At 43.4% G+C, this 18172-nt stretch carries 12 protein-coding genes; 4 read left to right on the forward strand and 8 right to left on the reverse strand.

Annotated features, from left to right (window positions below; genetic code table 11):
* Window positions 1–2: 2 nt before the first annotated feature.
* The 4 genes from KO531_RS14415 to prmB form a co-directional block, all read right to left on the reverse strand.
* The gene (locus KO531_RS14415) at window positions 3–1181 is read right to left on the reverse strand and encodes an ATP-NAD kinase family protein (protein WP_219251520.1); all 1179 of its coding nucleotides are present in this window, start codon (window positions 1179–1181) and stop codon (window positions 3–5) included.
* A gap of 59 nt (window positions 1182–1240) precedes the next feature.
* Window positions 1241–2416 (reverse strand): MFS transporter, encoded by a 1176-nt coding sequence (locus KO531_RS14420; RefSeq protein ID WP_219251521.1) that lies wholly within the window; start codon window positions 2414–2416, stop codon window positions 1241–1243.
* Window positions 2417–2494: 78 nt separating this feature from the next.
* Window positions 2495–3589 carry a chorismate synthase gene (gene aroC / locus KO531_RS14425; protein WP_028761043.1) on the reverse strand — a complete coding sequence of 365 codons (1095 nt, stop codon included), beginning with the start codon at window positions 3587–3589 and terminating at the stop codon, window positions 2495–2497.
* A gap of 124 nt (window positions 3590–3713) precedes the next feature.
* Entirely contained in the window at window positions 3714–4658 is a 945-nt protein-coding gene (prmB, locus tag KO531_RS14430) for a 50S ribosomal protein L3 N(5)-glutamine methyltransferase (protein ID WP_011788895.1), read from the reverse strand.
* Between the two features lie 80 nt (window positions 4659–4738).
* On the opposite strand from prmB, the gene smrB reads away from it, so the two are divergent.
* Window positions 4739–5269, forward strand: a complete 531-nt coding sequence (smrB, locus tag KO531_RS14435; RefSeq protein WP_105252090.1) for an endonuclease SmrB — start codon at window positions 4739–4741, stop codon at window positions 5267–5269.
* Window positions 5270–5366: 97 nt separating this feature from the next.
* On the opposite strand, the gene sixA is transcribed toward smrB, so the two are convergent.
* On the reverse strand, window positions 5367–5837 hold the full coding sequence (gene sixA / locus KO531_RS14440; RefSeq protein ID WP_219251522.1) for a phosphohistidine phosphatase SixA: 471 nt from the start codon (window positions 5835–5837) through the stop codon (window positions 5367–5369).
* 169 nt (window positions 5838–6006) lie between these two features.
* Here sixA and KO531_RS14445 point away from each other — a divergent pair, with 169 nt between their 5' ends.
* The 3 genes from KO531_RS14445 to KO531_RS14455 all read left to right on the forward strand — a co-directional run bounded on the left by KO531_RS14445 (window position 6007) and on the right by KO531_RS14455 (window position 13875).
* The gene (locus KO531_RS14445) at window positions 6007–8796 is read left to right on the forward strand and encodes an insulinase family protein (RefSeq protein ID WP_219251523.1); all 2790 of its coding nucleotides are present in this window, start codon (window positions 6007–6009) and stop codon (window positions 8794–8796) included.
* 284 nt (window positions 8797–9080) lie between these two features.
* The gene (locus tag KO531_RS14450) at window positions 9081–13340 is read left to right on the forward strand and encodes an EAL domain-containing protein (protein WP_219251524.1); all 4260 of its coding nucleotides are present in this window, start codon (window positions 9081–9083) and stop codon (window positions 13338–13340) included.
* Between the two features lie 106 nt (window positions 13341–13446).
* The gene (locus KO531_RS14455; protein ID WP_219251525.1) at window positions 13447–13875 is read left to right on the forward strand and encodes a hypothetical protein; all 429 of its coding nucleotides are present in this window, start codon (window positions 13447–13449) and stop codon (window positions 13873–13875) included.
* Between the two features lie 298 nt (window positions 13876–14173).
* On the opposite strand, the gene KO531_RS14460 is transcribed toward KO531_RS14455, so the two are convergent.
* The 3 genes from KO531_RS14460 to fadI all read right to left on the reverse strand — a co-directional run bounded on the left by KO531_RS14460 (window position 14174) and on the right by fadI (window position 18171).
* Entirely contained in the window at window positions 14174–14374 is a 201-nt protein-coding gene (locus tag KO531_RS14460) for a hypothetical protein (protein WP_219251526.1), read from the reverse strand.
* 360 nt (window positions 14375–14734) lie between these two features.
* Window positions 14735–16855, reverse strand: coding sequence for a fatty acid oxidation complex subunit alpha FadJ (gene fadJ, locus KO531_RS14465; protein WP_219251527.1), 2121 nt, complete (start codon window positions 16853–16855; stop codon window positions 14735–14737).
* A gap of 5 nt (window positions 16856–16860) precedes the next feature.
* Window positions 16861–18171 carry an acetyl-CoA C-acyltransferase FadI gene (fadI, locus tag KO531_RS14470; RefSeq protein ID WP_014610833.1) on the reverse strand — a complete coding sequence of 437 codons (1311 nt, stop codon included), beginning with the start codon at window positions 18169–18171 and terminating at the stop codon, window positions 16861–16863.
* Window position 18172 lies beyond the last annotated feature (1 nt).

The following is an 18172-nucleotide window of genomic DNA, read 5'->3' on the forward strand; positions in this document are numbered from 1 at the left end:
GTCTAACTCTCCATTAATACTGGATTGGCCGACACATCTGCTGCGACCAATAAATCTGGATTGGCCACCTGATACATGACGTAATCATGGTAGCCCGTCGTCACTTTATAATAGCCGCCAAGCTCGCTATCTAATTTAGGGTCGCCACTATCCACAATTAGTGGTCGTCCATCAAGTGCTTTTAGCTTAGTTTTTGTGGCAAGGATAATAATATTGTCTTTTCCGATACGCCGAATGAGCTCGGGCGACAACTGTTGATTACCGCGCCCTAAGATATGGCCTTGGCCACCAATCAGAGTGATCATCAACTTCGTCGGCTTATCTTGGGTCAGTTCGAGTAATTTATTCGCGGTTAAGTCACTGCCAACAAGGTTTTTATCTTGAATGAGATCAACACCGAGCAGGGTATTATCGAGGCCTAACTCTTCCATCACAAAGGCAACCGTACTGCCAGAGCCCATGATGTACAGTTCATCTTCCATTTGATTGATCACATCGGCGGCGATATCGGCCAGCACGAGTTCATCGACTTCCTTGCCGCCCATCTTCACCGCTTGCACATAACGCGGCTCGGCGGGCACTAAGAGCTCACCAAATCGTTTAGCGCGCACTGTGCCTTGGCGAAAAGCCACTTCGTCAATATCCATCACATCGGCGGACATCAAACTGACAAGTTCGCCATCGAGTAACATCTTGACCACCATGCCAGACGCATGGGGCGTAATACCGTAAACGCCGGAATGAATTTTCACCCCAGCAGGCACGCCGAGCACAGGGAGTTTGTCGTCGATAGTGGCTTGTTCAAATACAGAGTAAACATCGCGGGCCGTGCCATCACCACCAGCAAAAAGCAGTAAATCCAGCGGTTCATCCAGCAGCGCACGCACAACGGCCTGCGTATCCAGCGCCTGGGTTTTATCCGGAGTTTGATACACCACTCGCGTGGTAAAACCGAGTGTTTTAGCGGCGTCTTCACCCATGATGCCTGAAGCGGTAATGACTTCAATGTCATCACTATAATCACGGATAACCTCGAGGGCCTGCATCATACGCAAGGCGGCTTTGGGTTCAGCGCCTAAGGCGAGCGCTTCTTCGGCAACGCCATCGCTGCCCTTAAGACCAACACTGCCACCTAAGCCAGCCAACGGATTGACAACTAACCCTAAACGAAACCGAATCACCCTTTACCTCACTTAACGCAATCTTTTGATTTTTTATATTTTTATCTTAATGGATATGACTAGGCCGTATGGGCTGCAACACTCGGTTTATCCTTAGGGATAAAGAATACCGCCAGCATAGCGGCAAAGGCGCATACTGCGGCAAATACCCAAGACCAAACCGCCCCACTACCATCGCCCCAAATATAGCCGCAAATCCAAGTACCGAGCGCGCCGCCAGCCCCAAAACTTAAACTGGCGTATAGGGCTTGACCTTGGCTTCTGTGACTCGCATCGAAATGTTTATGCACAAATTGAATCGATGCCGCATGGGTTAAGCCAAAGGTAAAGGCATGTAATAATTGGCTAAAACCAAGCCACAACACACTATCTACCCCAAAAGCAACCAATAACCAACGTAGACAAGTCATGCCGATGCTGACAATCAATAAGGTATTCACGCCATAGCGGCCGAGTAAACGCGGCGCGAACATAAACATCACGATCTCGGCCATTGCGCCAAGGGCGACAAATATGCCCGCCGAGGATTCGGAGTAACCCGCTTGCTTTAAATATAAAACGAAGAAGCCGTAGAAAGGTCCCGCGCTCATTTGCAGCAACATCGCCGAGACTAAGAACCAAATAATCGCCCGATTCCATTGCAATGGCGGCCGCACTTGGCTGGTGTCGCGCACTAAACGATTTGCTGGTAATGGCAACGCACTGGCTAACATGCCAATAAATAATGACAAACCAATATAAGGCAACACCTCAGTGCCCCACTGACCAATGGCAAAGCCCGCACCGACAACAAGACAAATATAACCGACACTGCCCCAACTGCGAATTTGACCGTAGCGGCTGGCATTCTCGCCTAAGGTTTCTAAGGTGATCACCTCAAGCTGGGCGAGGATCGCATTCCAAAAGAAAGTATAGAGAGCCAAACTCAGCGCCATATACACAAAACCACCATGGTAGAAGAAACTCAAATACGCCAGCGCGGCGGCTCCCGCGCCCATTTTGATCAGCTCGGCGCGCATCCCCGTTCGGTCAGCCACTTTAGCCCACACATTCGGCGCAACGATGCGCGTCGCCATCAGGATGGCGAGTAAAAAGCCAATTTCTTGAGGATTAAAACCGCGATTTTCGAAGAAGACCCCAAGATAAGGGACCATAGTGCCGAGAATAGAAAAGAAGAAAAAATAGCAGGCACAAAGCCAGCGCAATTGCCGGCTTGTGCTAGAAGAAGTTGACATTAACGCATTCCATTTATCTCATGCCACTCATTGTATCGTTATCGCATACCAGCTATTTCATGCGCCTATCTCATACCCCTATCTCATTCCGAGAACGGGCGTGTGACTACGCACATCCTGATTTTGCGCTCTGTGTCTTAATAAGTGATCCATCAACACAATGGCAAGCATAGCTTCGGCAATCGGTACCGCGCGGATCCCAACACAGGGATCGTGACGACCTTTAGTGACAACTTCGGCCATTTCACCCTGAGCCGTCATACTTTGACCCGGCACACTGATGCTTGATGTGGGTTTTAACGCAATATGGGCAATAATCGGCTGACCCGACGAAATCCCACCGAGCACACCGCCCGCATGGTTAGATTCAAAGCCTTGCGGCGACATTAAGTCACGCCCTTCGGAGCCCTTTTGCGTCACGACACCAAAACCATCACCAATCTCAACACCTTTGACGGCATTAATACCCATCAGCGCGTGGGCGATATCGGCATCGAGTCTATCAAATACTGGCTCACCTAACCCCACAGGCACACCTGTCGCGATGACGGAGATTTTAGCGCCAATCGAGTCACCGGATTTTTTCAGCTCACGCATGTATTCATCGAGCGCTTCCAGCTTGCTAGCATCGGGGAAGAAAAAGGCATTTTGCTCGATTTGGTCAAGATCAATGGTCTGCGCACAAATAGGACCCAGCTGCGACATATAGCCGTAGATCTCGATACCGTGAACTTGCTTTAAATACTTTTTAGCCACAGCACCCGCCGCAACCCGCATCGCAGTTTCACGGGCTGAAGAGCGGCCACCACCGCGGTAGTCACGCATACCGTACTTTTGCTGGTAGGTATAATCGGCGTGCCCAGGGCGAAATAAATCTTTGATATTAGAGTAATCTTGACTGCGTTGATCGGTATTTTCAATCAAGAGTCCAATCGAGGTGCCCGTGGTTTTACCTTCGAAGACGCCGGATAAAATCCGCACTTCATCGGGCTCACGGCGTGCCGTGGTATATCGGGATGTCCCAGGACGACGGCGGTCAAGATCGTGCTGCATATCGGCTTCGGTTAATTCAAGCCCTGGTGGGCAACCATCAATAATGCAACCCAGAGCAACACCGTGACTCTCACCAAACGTCGTCACTACAAAATTTTGACCAATACTGTTTCCAGACATCCGCTTTGTACACCTTAGGTTATTTGTTCATCGCTCCGCGCCCAGCGAGTACTGGACAATTTATTTTCCCGCTGCAAGCCTAACTGGCAGCGGGAAAAGTCTCAACCTAATTTGTTATCTTAGGCTATTGTGCGTCGCGATAAATACCAAATACCGACTGATTTTCAACCAGTTGATCGCGGGTCAGTACGAATACGCCATCGCCACCATTTTCAAAGTTAATCCAAGTGAATGGCACTTCTGGAAACTGCTCAATCAAATGCACCATAGAATTACCGACTTCGACAACGAGTAAACCCGTTGGCGTGAGGTATTGCGCTGCATTGGCGAGTATACGCTTGGTTAAATCTAACCCGTCGCGACCTGAGGCTAAACCAATGGCAGGCTCATGATGATATTCATCAGGCATGTCGCCAATGTCTTCGGCATCCACATAAGGTGGGTTTGAGACAATCAAATCATACTGAGGCCCTTCTGGGATGGCCGAGAACAGATCCGATTGCATCGGGAATACTCTGTCCATCACACCTAAGGTTTCGATATTGATTTGCGCTACATCTAAGGCATCCTCGCTGATATCCAGCGCATCGACTTCGGCGTCTTCAAATTCATAGGCACAGGCAATCGCGATACAAGCGCTGCCAGTACATAAATCTAAAATACGTGTGACTGGCTTGTTATATAACCAAGGGCTAAAACGGTTAGCGATCATTTCGGCAATCGGTGAACGTGGCACTAACACGCGCTCATCGACGTAAAATTCAAGCCCAGCAAAACGCGCTTTGTTGGTCAAGTAAGGCACAGGTAAGCGTTCTCTCACCCGACGAATGATCAACTCGACAATTTTATGCTTTTCACTGCTGGTCAAGTTGCTTAAAATCACTTGCTGACCGATTTCTTCGGGTAAGTGTAAGGCATGGAAAACTAAGGCGATGGCTTCATCCCACGCATTATCAGTACCATGACCATAATACACATTGGCATCGTTAAAACGGCTCACGGCCCAACGTAACATATCGCCAATAGTACGTAATTCTGTCACAGCTTCATCTACAAAGATCTTATCCAAAACGTGCTCCCGCTAGTTTGTTCGCAAACATTGTAACTGAACTCTATTCAGAAACCATAGGATTCAATAGAATACCCGCCATGAATAAAGACGACGACAAAGAAGGCTTGGCGATGTTCTCAGCGCTTATCGATGGTATTAAACCCATCACGCAAAATAAGCGACACTTTCGCATGCCCTTAAAAACCAAACAGGAAATAGAACTGAAAGAGCAGCAACTGCATGCTAACAGTTATTTCTCAGATACTTATCAACCACTACTGCCTGTACAAGGGCCGATGCGTTGGTTAGAAGAAGGTGTTGACAGTTTAGAACTCAAACGCCTCAGACGTGGCGATTACCAGCCAGATTTACTGCTGGATTTACACGGCTATCGCCAATCAGAAGCCAAACTTGAGCTAGCAGCATTGATTCAAGCCTGCGTCAAACAACAGAGTCTGTGCTGCTGCATTATGCATGGTTATGGCAGTGGCATATTGAAACAACAAGTTCCCATGTGGTTAGTGCAGCATCCTATGGTGAAAGCTTTTCATCAGGCGCCTAAAGAATGGGGGGGCGATGCGGCGTTATTAGTGCTGATTGATATTGGTGAGCAGCCGCATAGACGTTAGCTCGCTATCGGTTTAGGCTTTAACATTTACTATTTAGCGAAAAAAACGGCCCATTTAATGTGGGCCGTTTGTTTTGTAAAAGAGGTATAAACCTAGATTAGCTAATACTATGCGGGGCGTGCTGCCACACAATCGATGCTTGCTGGGCATGTTTATCAATGAGCGTAATGCCTGACGTCGCGAATAATGGCGGCTCAACGCCAGCCACTAACTCACTGACTAAATAGCCCAGTAACGGCATGTGAGCAATCACTAGTACTTTATCGGCTTTGTATAATTCAGCATAAGCCACAACCAAGGCGGCTACATTGGCGGGATCGCCAGAAGGCACAAGATCATCGGCGACTAGCCACTTACGCGGCTCAGGAAAATGCTGACTCAGTTCCTGCCACGTTTGCTGTGCTCGTAAGTAAGGACTAACTAAAACAAGATCGAAATCAGCCACACTACGAGCTAGCCAGTTGCTCATCAACACAGTATGGTGCCTTCCAACATCGGTCAGTGTTCTGTCTCTATCAGACTGAGCATTAAATCCGGCGTCACCATGTCTCATCAAAAATAGCTGCATACTTCTCTCGCGACTCAAACTTGTTTTTGTTTTATCCCAATTGTAGCCCTAAAATCCGTTTCAACAAACCTCACAAGACTTAATCTTTAGTCGATAAACACAAGAGATATTTGCTAAAAACCATTAAGACTATCAATATATAACAAGCTATCGTTACCGGAGTGTCTCTTTGCAAGCCTCTCAGTCCATATATAAAAGTCCAAATGATCACCGCCAGTATCGTTATCTTGTATTAGATAATGCACTCAGGGTGTTATTGGTTGAAGATCAAGATGCCAGCCAAGCTGCCGCATCTATGGCTGTAGGCGTGGGTCATTTTGATGATCCCGCAGATAGACCCGGCATGGCGCACTTTTTAGAGCATATGCTCTTTCTAGGTACTGAGAAATTCCCAGACTCAGGCGAGTATCACGCCTTTATCAACCAGCATGGCGGCAGCAATAACGCTTGGACAGGCACAGAGCACACTAACTTCTTTTTCACCATCAATGAAGAAGTGTTTGCCGACTCCTTAGACAGATTCAGCCAATTTTTTATCGCCCCAAAATTTGATTTAGATTTAGTCGATAGAGAACGCCAAGCTATTGAATCTGAATTTAGTTTAAAACTAAAAGATGATATCCGTCGAACCTATCAAGTACTCAAAGAGACAGTCAACCCACTGCATCCATTTTCGAAATTTTCCGTGGGTAACTTAGTCACCTTAGGCGGAGAACAGGCACAGGTACGTAGTGAATTACTCGATTTCTATCAAAGCCATTACAGCGCCAACTTAATGACCTTGTGCTTAGTCGCTCCGCTTTCCCTTGATGAATTACAAGATTTAGCCTGTCACTATTTTAGTGGGATCCGAAACTTGAACTTAGTGAAAAACTATCCTCAAGTACCACTATTTTCAGAAAAAGAACTGTTGAGGCAAATCGATATAGTGCCGCTTAAGGAGCAAAAACGCTTAAGCATCAGTTTTAATTTCCCAGGAATTGATCACTACTACAAACGTAAGCCTTTGACTTATATCAGCCATATTTTAGGCAATGAGAGTCATGGCAGTCTGTTGTCGTATCTAAAAGAACAAGGATTAGTGAACAACTTGTCTGCGGGCGGCGGTGTAAATGGTTATAACTTCAAGGATTACAGTATCGGTTTACAGTTAACCGATAAAGGGCTAGGTAATCTCGATGAAATTATCAGCTGCTGTTTTGAGTATATTGAACTTATCAAAACCCAAGGCTTAGATGAATGGCGTTATTTGGAGCGTGCAAACCTGCTCAAAATGGCGTTTCGTTATCAAGAGCAAGTTAAATCACTCGATTTAGCCAGCCATCTCAGCATTAATATGCATCACTATGAGGTCGAAGACTTGGTCTTTGGCGATTATCGGATGGATGGGCTGGATATCCCTGAAACCATTGAGCTACTTGAGCTCATGGTGCCACAGAATATGCGCCTGCAGCTTATAGCCCAGTCGGTTAAAACGGATCGTAAAGCTAACTGGTATCACACGCCATACAAAGTCTGCCCAATTGCGCCACAGTCCCTAGCTCGTTGGCAAGTGAACAATATTCGCCCTGAATTACAGCTACCAGCTGCAAATCCTTTTATTGTCGCCGACTCAATTGCCCGTCCGGATAAGAGCGATGTTGACGTGCCAGTGATAGTTGCTGAATCAACTGGATACCGCATTTGGCATAAGAAAGATGATGAGTTTAATGTGCCAAAAGGTCACATGTATTTATCGCTAGATTCAGAGCAGGCAAGTAAAACGCCAAGGCATGCCGCCCTCACCCGCTTATATGTTGAAATGCTACTCGATTATCTAACCGAGCCAACCTATCAGGCCGAAGTTGCTGGATTAAGCTATAACATTTATCCGCATCAAGGCGGAATTACACTGCATTTATCGGGCTTTACCGGCAATCAAGAAACGTTATTAGCGCTATTAATCCATAAAGCCAGAGAGCGCAATTTTACCGAAGAGCGCTTTGCCCTCATAAAATCTCAGCTACTGCGCAGTTGGCAGAATCAGACACAGGCTAAACCGATTTCACAATTATTTACTAGCCTGACTGTTACTCTGCAAAAAAGCAGTTATGAACCAGCACGCATGGCACAAATGTTGGAAGATATTAGCCTAGAAGATTTACATAACCATGTACGCGCCTTCTACGAAAAGATCTACCTTGAAGGGTTAGTCTATGGGGATTGGTTAGTCTCTGAAGCACAAGCTCTCGGCAAACGTTTAGAGCACATTTTATCTTTAGTTTCGACGCCGAGTGCAGAGTCCACCAGAGAATTAGTGAATTTAACAGGCCAAGGCACGTTACTGAGAGAGCTCGCAATAGATCATCAAGATAGCGCAATTATTGTGTATTACCAATCTGCCGTGGCAACACCTGAAAAAATGGCGCTATTTAGCTTACTGAATCACACTATGTCGTCCACCTTCTTCCATGAGCTGCGTACTGAAAAACAGTTGGGCTATATGGTAGGCACAGGTTACCTGCCGCTCAATCGTCATCCTGGACTTATTTTCTATATTCAGTCACCTACAACTGGGCCACTGCATTTATTAGAGGCCATCGACGAGTTTATTGCCGACTTTAATTATGCAGTGATGCAAATCACCAACGAAGAATGGGAAAGCACAAAGGTAGGTCTGATTAATCAAATCATGGAGCACGACGCGAACCTCAAAACTCGCAGTCAACGTTATTGGGTCAGTGTCGGCAATAGAGATTATCAATTTAACCAAAGAGAACTCGTCGTAGACGAAATCACTAAGCTCACCCGCACTGATTTACTCAAATTCATGATGCGTAAAATGCGTACTAAGCACAGCGATCGCTTAGTGTTATTTAGCACAGGTGAACAACACAGAACCCAAGCCGCGCTGATGTCAGACAAAATGATCACGGATCTTAAAGTTTTTAAGCAAACGGCAGAAAAGTTTAATTTCTAAACAAAAAACACTTTTGCTCACACATTTGTGAGCAAAGTTAGGTAAACAAACAGAACCGCTACAAATCAGTCCAACTATAGTCGTATCTTTCAGTGTTGGACGTAATCCTGATGTAAAACATGGCTAGCCCATGTTCTACCACTTCAGCACCGAACAATTTTACTGCATCTACATGCTGTTAAAAGGATTTTCTGCAGACTCCACTTTGACAAACCGCTCACTTTCTGGAAAAGTGATGTAACACAATTGTTTCATGGCATCCTCGGATAATAAGAACAAACACTATGCCTAAAGCACTCTTTAAAATCGTCTTGCTCGCTTTTTTTAGCTTGCATGCATTCGAAGACGTAAACGCATCTCCCTTTTCTGATAAATCTCCTATTATTCTCCAATCACAATCTTTTGGTGTCCCAGAAGGACTTTCCCAAAGCACTGTTACGTCTATCGTTCAAGACAATGATGGTTATATATGGATAGGAACATTTAATGGATTAAATCGATTTGATGGGAAAAACTTTAAGCATTTTTATGCTAATGATACCAGAACAGGCCTTCCCAGCTCTTTTATTAGAAGTTTACTTATTGATGATAAAGGCATTTTATATGTTGGAACCGATAGTGGCTTAGTCGTATATGATAAACTTCAAGAATCCTTTTCTCAGTATGGACTGTCGGTAAAAAGCTCTCCTGTTTGGAGCCTCAACTCAAGTGATAAGAGTTTAATTGTTGGAACTAACAAAGCAATTATAGATATAAATAACAAAGAAAAAACATACGAACTTTCAAATAAAGGCCTAAGTGAAATCAAAAAAACGATAAAAGTAGGCGACGATTATTACATAAGAGATTATGCAGGTACGTTATTTAAGCTCACCCAGAATGAATTAAAAGAGATAGCTAAAAAAACAATTGATTTCGAGCAAGAAGATCACTCAACACTACTTATATCATTAAGTGATGGACTATATAAGTATAAGGACAATAAAATAGTAAAAATTGATCCACGAGTATTTTCTCAACTCTCGAAACACAAAAACACTATTTATGGTATCACTAATAAAAATATAGTTAATATTTCTAAAAATAGCATTGTAGGACTTCTAGCCACAGATAGCACAGATAAAACATCTTCATTTTTTGCAACCGAAGATATGTTTATACTTGGCAGTATTGATCAAGGTGTTATTTTTATAAAAAAAGTAAAAAATTTAGTACAACAAACTAATTTAATAAAAGATAACACTTGGCATCTTACAAAAAATCCACAGGGTTTTCTAGTATCATCTGAATCTGAAATGATAGAACTTTTTGACGAAAACTTTAATTTAATCGAAAGTTTCAACACTCAAAGCCAAGGATATAAATACGCTATATTGAATGATGACGGGCTCTATTTTGGCACTAGCACTGGGCTATTTCTGAAGACTGCTGGAACTGTAAAGTTGATTAGTGAAAAATCAATATCATCACTATCTAGTAATAAAGACAACTCGTTAATAGCTGCTGGTACATCTGATGGAAAGGTATTGATTATCAGTAAAGGAGAAGTAATCCGTAGTGTTGATACTAAAAAAAATGAGCCTATTTTTGACATTGAATTAGAGTCGACAGATGTTATCTATACTGCTGGTCAGGGAGGCCTTAAAGAATATAAAAATGGGCTATTAAAAAATTTAAGTGAAGAAATAACATACAGCATAGTAAAAGATGATCATGGAATTTATTTTGGAACATCTACATCATTAATGTTCTACAATAAAAATAACAATAAAACTTCTGAAGTATTTTCTAACAAAAAAGAAATTTACTCCATAGTTAATAGCAATAACTTTTTGACTGCTGCATCATTAAGCGAAGTGATTATATATGAAAAGAAAAATAAGAAATCATACACTTTAAAAACGTCAAATGGAAGTCAGTATGAATATAACTCGCCGAGTGGAATAGATGTTAATGGTTATGTTTTACTTGCAGGTATCAATGGAGTTAGCTTGGTATCTCCTATTAATGTAGTAAACTACATTAATAATAGAAAAATAAACAAAACGGAAATATCAGAGTTCTTAGTCTTTAATATCATACAAGAAAATGAAAGTAACTTTGTTAACAAAAAAAAACCAACTAAAAACGAAATAACCTTAAAGTATTCAGATTATCCATTCTCATTTAATTTTATATCGCCTATGTCAGACGACTCATCTACCAACTACCATTATAGGATGTATGGCCTTTCTGATACATGGATATCAGCAAATGGAACGAACTCTGCTACATATACAAACTTATCACCTGGAAAATATACTTTTCAAGTTTATGCCGTTGATTCACTTTCCGGTGAAAAATCTGTAACAAAAGAGCTTGATGTCATTATAACGCCTCCTTGGTGGTCATCATTTCAAGCAAAATCGATATATGTAGTAATTACAATATTTATTTCATTTATAATAGTAAAAGCCATTTTACGTCGTAGAGAAACGCAAAGACAAATTGTCCTCAGCGAAGAAAGATTAAAACTTTCCCTTTGGGGAAGTGGTGATGAAATGTGGGACTGGGACATAGAAACTGGCAATATTTTTCGCTCCAATATCTGGGGAGCTCTTGAATTTCCCCGTGATGGGCATCGTTCTGGAAAATCGGATGAAGAGAGTAATATACATCCTATGGATCAGGAACGTGTTCGTGAAGCGCTTAATAAGCATTTTTATGGTGAAACAGATCATTTTGAAGCCGCATATAGGGTAAAAGGCAAAGACGACAATTGGGTATGGATTTTAGACCGCGCCAAAATTGTAGAGCGGGATGACAAAGATAATGCCCTGCGAATGACTGGAACGATTAAAAATATTAGTCAGTTTAAACAAAAGGAAGAACAACTAAAACTCTTTGAAAAAGCAATTGAAAACATTTCGGAAGGCATGTTTATCCTCGACAACGAATATCGTTTTGTCGAAGTCAACGAAGCTTGCTGTAAAATTTCATTACGTAACCGAACCGATTTTATTGGCAACTTACTCACATTTGATTTATATCCAGAAACCTTCTCCACCCAAATTAGAACTATGTTAAAACAGCAAGGTCGCTGGGCAAATGAAGTCGAAGCAGCCAGAGGTGATAACAGTCACTTCCATATGGAACTCACTATCGATGCTATCTATGATGAGTTAGGCGAATTATCACACTATGTCGGTGTTTTTTCTGATATATCAAGACGTAAGCAGCAAGAAGAAGAACTTAGAAAATTAACCAATAACGATCTCTTAACCGGACTACCTAATCGCTCCAACTTACAAGTGACCTTAAATAACCTAGTGAATCGAGAAATAGCTCATGCGCTTATGGTGCTTGATCTTGATAATTTTAAACGTATTAATGATTCCCTAGGCCATCAAATTGGGGATACATTATTAAAGCTCGTTGCTACCCGCATTAAGTCCTTACTTCCTAAAAATACCAGTATTTATCGTCTAGGTGGAGATGAATTCGCCATTGTATTAGACAAAGGTTCAGATATAAGCGCCAGTGCAGCAATAGCTAACCGTATTATTGAAGGGCTAAAACCTGCATTTGACGTTAGCAATGAACAGCTAGTCCTAGGATTAAGTATTGGTATAGTGCTGTTCCCAGAAGATGAACAAAGCGAGCAAGCATTACTGAGAAAGGCTGACATTGCTATGTACCATGCTAAGTCTGCGGGAGGTAATTGCTACCAGTTTTATTCTGAGTCCTTGAACCAACATGCAATTAGGCAATTAGAAATAGAAAATCTTATCCGTGAAGGCTTAAAAGATGATCTATTTGAAGTTTATTATCAACCTAAGGTTGATCTTAAAAGCGGTAAAATTGCAGGTATGGAGGCTTTAGTCAGATTAAATCATCCAATACATGGTTTAATTCCCCCCAATGACTTTATTCCACTTGCTGAAGAAAACGGTTTGATTGTTGAAATTGGTGAAATTGTCTTACGCAAGGCCTGTTTCGCAGCGCAGAAATGGCGTGAACAAGGCATATTCAGCGGCAGAGTCGCCGTCAATTTATCGTCACGTCAATTTGCACTGCCTGATATTCAACAGCGAATAGAGTCAATATTAAGACTCACTAAACTCCCCGCATGTCATCTTGAATTAGAAATAACTGAGGGAACCGTCATTAAACAGCCGGAAACAGCGATTATCGTCATGCAGCAATTGGCTAAAATGGGCGTCAGTTTAGCACTCGATGATTTCGGCACAGGGTACTCGTCCCTTTCATACTTAAAACGCTTTCCTATTCATACTTTAAAAATTGACAAAGCCTTTGTTGACGATATAGATAAATCTGATCGCGATCTCAAAATGGTCGATTCTATTATCACCATCGCCCATAACATGGGGCTTTCTGTTGTGGGTGAAGGGGTAGAACAAACAGCACAATTGAACATTTTACGGGCACTAAACTGTGAAGAAATTCAAGGCTATATTTTTAGTAAGGCCATAAAGGAGACCGAATTTACCCTGCTACTCCAAGAAGACATGGCAAAGCCAAACACTAGGAGTAACATTACTTAATCATTTACTCTCAATTTGATTCGGATTTATAACATTGGCACAACAAGTGCAATAGCACTATCAGTGTCAATAATAAATCAATATCAACTACCCTGAGAGAATTAGAATGATTAAAGGAATCCTAGTAACAGTTACTCTATTATCTTCAATTGGCTTTGTAGCAAATTCTGCAGCACTTGAAGCGACTTCCAATTCTGGACAAACATCGCTTGAAGCTACTGGTCATCCTGCGGTCAAATTCAAACCACTCGAAGTTGCTGGCCATCCTGCTGTGAAGTTCAAATCACTTGAGGTCGCTGGTCATCCTGCAGTCAAATTCAAACCATTCGAAGTTGCAGGTCATCCAGCTGTGAAGTTCAAATCACTTGAAGTTGCTGGCCATCCTGCTGTGAAGTTCAAATCACTTGAGGTTGCTGGTCATCCTGCTGTGAAGTTCAAATCACTTGAGGTTGCTGGTCATCCTGCAGTGAAATTCAAATCACTTGAAGTTGCAGGTCATCCATGCGTGAAGTTCATTAACTCTGAAGTTGCATAACATTAATCAGGTTAAGGAGAGTGACTATGTTAAATTCTATCAAAAAAGCACTCGGTTTATCCAAGCCAGCGCGTAAAAAAGTTAAGTTGCCTGAAGGCTTGAATCACCTTGAAGTGATTTCAGCAAAAGGTTGGTGGAACTAATTTAAGTTCTGTAGCCATGAGTCTAACTCATGTACAGTGATAGTTAATTAAGTTAGCGCAGCTTAGAAACAATAAAGGGAGCATTGACTCCCTTTAGTTTTAAGTGAATATAAAAGTACTAAATAGTCATGGAAATTACCTAACAAATTAATAAATTAGCTATTTAATATCCCTTCCTCACTATAACGGATTTTCCTCAAGGCTAAATGACTATGTGTCGTAAAGAGTGGATAAGCCAGAGGCCCGAGCACAAAACCCAGCAGCACCCAATGCTTAACAGTAAAACCTGCGGTAAATGCAGCTAAGCCGAAGTACCAAGCCGAGATTAATGCGATAAAGATAACCAGCAAAACCACAAACCACCTCTTTAAAAACAACTAAATAAATCATAAAGGTAGAGAAATTAATTCCTCATTAAAATGCGGATGCTACTCGCGTAGTCTTGGTGATTGATGCACATGTTAAATACGTCATTTTAACGGCAGGATAAAAAGTTTTCCGCACTATGCATAAACGAGCAACACTCATTCATCGCTACGCTCTCAGTACAGAACACGTAACACCGAACTCTCGATAAAGGGCTCGGGTTATACAAGATCCACATCCAATATGAACATTTTTTAGGCAAAAACATGCCTTGTGGCAATAAAAAAGCGGCAACAAACTGCCGCTTTTTTGTTCAATTTTGATTAACTATGACTTAGATTCACTGAAACTTAGAAAAAGTTCGCGTTTTCTTGCGCCATGGTTTTTAAGCGCTCACAAGGTTCGAATCTGTTACCGAATTGACTTTGATAACCTTCAAGGATCTTCACTAAGTTCGCGGCGCCTAAAGTGTCAATATAATGGAATGGGCCACCGAGGAATGGCGGGAAGCCAATACCAAAAATGGCGCCAATATCACCGTCTCTTGGCGATGCAATAATACCATCATCTAAACAACGCACCGCTTCATTGAGCATTTGTACGACACAACGCTCGGCAACCGCTTTTGCGTCTTTATTGGTGCCAGGCTTAATGCCTAACACGCCATAAACACTCTCATCGACAGCTTTAGCTTTCTTGCTCGATGCGCCGTATTGATAGAAACCTTTGCCATTTTTACGGCCTTTACGATCGTCACCTAAAAGCTTGTCAAATGCCGCTGGCGCTTTAAAACGTTCACCCAATTCTTTCTCAAGGATCGGTGAAATTTTTGCGCCCACGTCGATACCCACTTCGTCGAGTAAAGTAATCGGTCCCACAGGGAAACCAAACTTCACTAAGGCTTTATCCAGATGTTCAACACTTTGGCCTTCAAGTAATAATTGCGCAGCCTCGTTCATATACAGCGCCAGAATACGGTTCACGTAGAAACCCGCACCATCCTGCACCACTATCGGTGTTTTACCTTGCTTACGGGCAAATGCGACAGTAGTCGCAATGGTTTCTGGCGACGTTTTAGCATGGGCAATCACTTCCACCAGCGGCATTTTTTCTACTGGCGAAAAATAATGCAGACCAATCACATTTTCAGGACGCGTTGCCGCTTCGGCGATTTGGCTAATAGGTAAAGATGAGGTGTTTGACGCAAAAATAGTGTGCTCACCACACTCACGCTCAATGTCTTTCACCATTTGATGCTTAAGCGCTAAGTCTTCAAATACCGCTTCCACAACGATGTCGGCATCGTTAACGCCTTTATACTCAGTGGTTGTAGTCATCAGTGCCATTAAGTTGTCACGGGCAGCAGGCGTCATATGGCGGCGCTTTACCCCTTTATCCAACAACTTATAAGCGTAGGCTAATGCATTGCTTAAACCTTTTTCGCTGATGTCTTTGACCCTAACAGGGATTTTAGCCTTAGTGGTAGTCACAGAGGCGATGCCTCCGCCCATTAAACCACCACCTAAGATCACCGCTTTCTTCACTTTACGCGGAGTAGCACCCTCAGCGCCGGTTTCTTTCTTCATTTCTGTGGTGGCGAAGAAAATACTGCGCAGCGCTTCAGATTCTTTTGATACCACTAATTCGGCAAAGTGACTCGCTTCGACTTCTAGCCCTTTTTGCATCCCCTTCGCAATCCCTTGACGCACGCAGTCAATAATTTTGGCTGGTGCTGGATAATTACCTTGGGTTTTCTTTTCGACTTGTTTAGTCGCTTGATCGAAAATAATGTTACGGCCAAAGCTCGTGCCTTCAAGCACTTGATTAACGAGTGACTTTTTAACAGGTTTCGGTGCACGTTTACCAGCAAGCGCCATCTCAACTGCGGTTTGCAGCAAAATGGTCTGCGGTACAACATCATTCACTAAGCCCATTTTCAAGGCTTGTTTAGGACGAATTTGTTTGCCGGTTAGCATCATATCTAAGGCGATGGTAATACCGACTAAACGAGGCAAACGTTGAGTCCCACCACCGCCAGGTAATAAGCCAAGTTGAACTTCCGGTACGCCGAGCATGGTTTTACCATCGTCGCTACATATCCTTTGATGACAAGCTAAGGCTAACTCTAAACCACCGCCTAAACAGGCACCATGGATTGCCGCCACTACAGGAATTTTTAAAGCTTCTAATTCATTAAAAACCACATGCCCTTGCTGGGATAAGGCTTTGGCATCGGCCGCCGTTTTACAGGCATCGAGCATGGAAATATCCGCGCCCGCGACAAAAGAATCTTTCTTGCCAGAGATCAGCACGAGTCCACGAATATGAGGATCGCTTTTAATCTCAGCCAGAATCTGACTGATTTCAGGGCCAAACTGTGCTTTTAGGGTGTTCATGGTTTCGCCAGGAACATCCATAGTCAAAATGGCAATGCCGTCGTCGCGGCGGGTTAAATTAAAGGTCTTTTCCATGCCGATTACTCCACTTCCACTATCATAGCCACACCCAAACCACCGGCCGCACAGGCAGTCGTTAAGCCAGTTCCACCACCACGGCGCTTAAGCTCACGACACACTTGGGTGATTAAACGGGTTCCCGTTGCCGCAAAAGGATGACCATATGCGAGCGAGCCACCGAGCACGTTAAACTTGCTCATGTCGATTTCGCCAATCGCGCGGTTGCGGCCGAGTTTTTCTTCGGCAAATTTTTTCGAAGCAAACATCTGCATATTCGCTAATGTCTGCGCCGCAAAGGCTTCGTGCATTTCAATCAGGGTAAGATCTTCTAATTCCATTCCAGCACGTTTTAACGCCAGTGGCGTCGCGTAGGATGGCCCCATCAGCATATCTTGCCAGACATCAATGGCGCTAAAGGCGTAACTCTTAATGTAACCAATAGGTTGATAACCTAAGGCTTTGGCTCGACCTTCACTCATCAGGATAATCGCTGAGGCACCGTCAGTCAGTGGCGTACTATTGGCCGCCGTCACAGTACCATGTTGTTTGTCGAATGCAGGACGCAACTTAGCATATGACTCCAGTACCGAGTTTTCGCGGATATTGTTATCACGATCGATAAACTGCTTATACGGCGGTATATGCGCGACCATAACTTCGTCACGCAAATGGCCAGAAGCCCAAGTTTCACTCGCTAAGGTATGTGAGCGGTGCGCTAAGGCATCTTGATCGGCACGGCTAATATTGTAAGTTTTTGCCATCTGCTCGGCGGTTTGTCCCATAGACAAGCCCGTTGAGTACTCTGCCACCGCAGGCGGCACAGGTAATAAATCCTTTAAACCTAAACGGCGGAAAATTTGTAACTTTTGCCCAAAGCTACGGGCTTTATTCAGATCGACTAACGCATGGGCTAATTTTTTCGATACACCGATAGGCAATACAGAGGAAGAGTCGGCGCCGCCCGCAATACCGATTTCGATATTACCCGTCATGATAGATTCAGCCACGTTTACGGCAGATTGAAAGCTAGTTGCACAGGCGCGAGTGACACTATAGGCATCGGTCGACACATTCATGCCAGTACCGAGTACGATTTCACGGGCAATGTTAGGTGCAGCCGGCATTTGCACGACTTGTCCATAGACTAATTGCTCAATCAGCTTAGGATCGAGTTCTGAGCGCGCCAATAATTCATTGACCACCATTTTGCCCATATCGAGCGCCGATACGCCGTGGAATGCCGTGGCTTGCTTTGCAAAGGGCGTTCTTAAACCCGCTACAATGGCGATACGTTCACCCTTGGCGTTCGTAACCTGTTGTCTATCACTCATT

The sequence above is a fragment of the Shewanella sp. NKUCC06_TVS genome, from assembly GCF_019345515.1.
Classification (GTDB): Bacteria; Pseudomonadota; Gammaproteobacteria; order Enterobacterales; family Shewanellaceae; genus Shewanella; species Shewanella oncorhynchi.

Bases quoted from the DNA above. Each gene is read 5' to 3' on its own strand.
- KO531_RS14420 (WP_219251521.1), bottom strand. From the start codon at position 2,416: ATGTCAACTTCTTCTAGCACAAGCCGGCAATTGCGCTGGCTTTGTGCC.
- aroC (WP_028761043.1), bottom strand. From the start codon at position 3,589: ATGTCTGGAAACAGTATTGGTCAAAATTTTGTAGTGACGACGTTTGGT.
- smrB (WP_105252090.1), top strand. From the start codon at position 4,739: ATGAATAAAGACGACGACAAAGAAGGCTTGGCGATGTTCTCAGCGCTT.
- sixA (WP_219251522.1), bottom strand. From the start codon at position 5,837: ATGCAGCTATTTTTGATGAGACATGGTGACGCCGGATTTAATGCTCAG.
- KO531_RS14450 (WP_219251524.1), top strand. From the start codon at position 9,081: ATGCCTAAAGCACTCTTTAAAATCGTCTTGCTCGCTTTTTTTAGCTTG.
- KO531_RS14455 (WP_219251525.1), top strand. From the start codon at position 13,447: ATGATTAAAGGAATCCTAGTAACAGTTACTCTATTATCTTCAATTGGC.
- fadJ (WP_219251527.1), bottom strand. From the start codon at position 16,855: ATGGAAAAGACCTTTAATTTAACCCGCCGCGACGACGGCATTGCCATT.
- fadI (WP_014610833.1), bottom strand. From the start codon at position 18,171: ATGAGTGATAGACAACAGGTTACGAACGCCAAGGGTGAACGTATCGCC.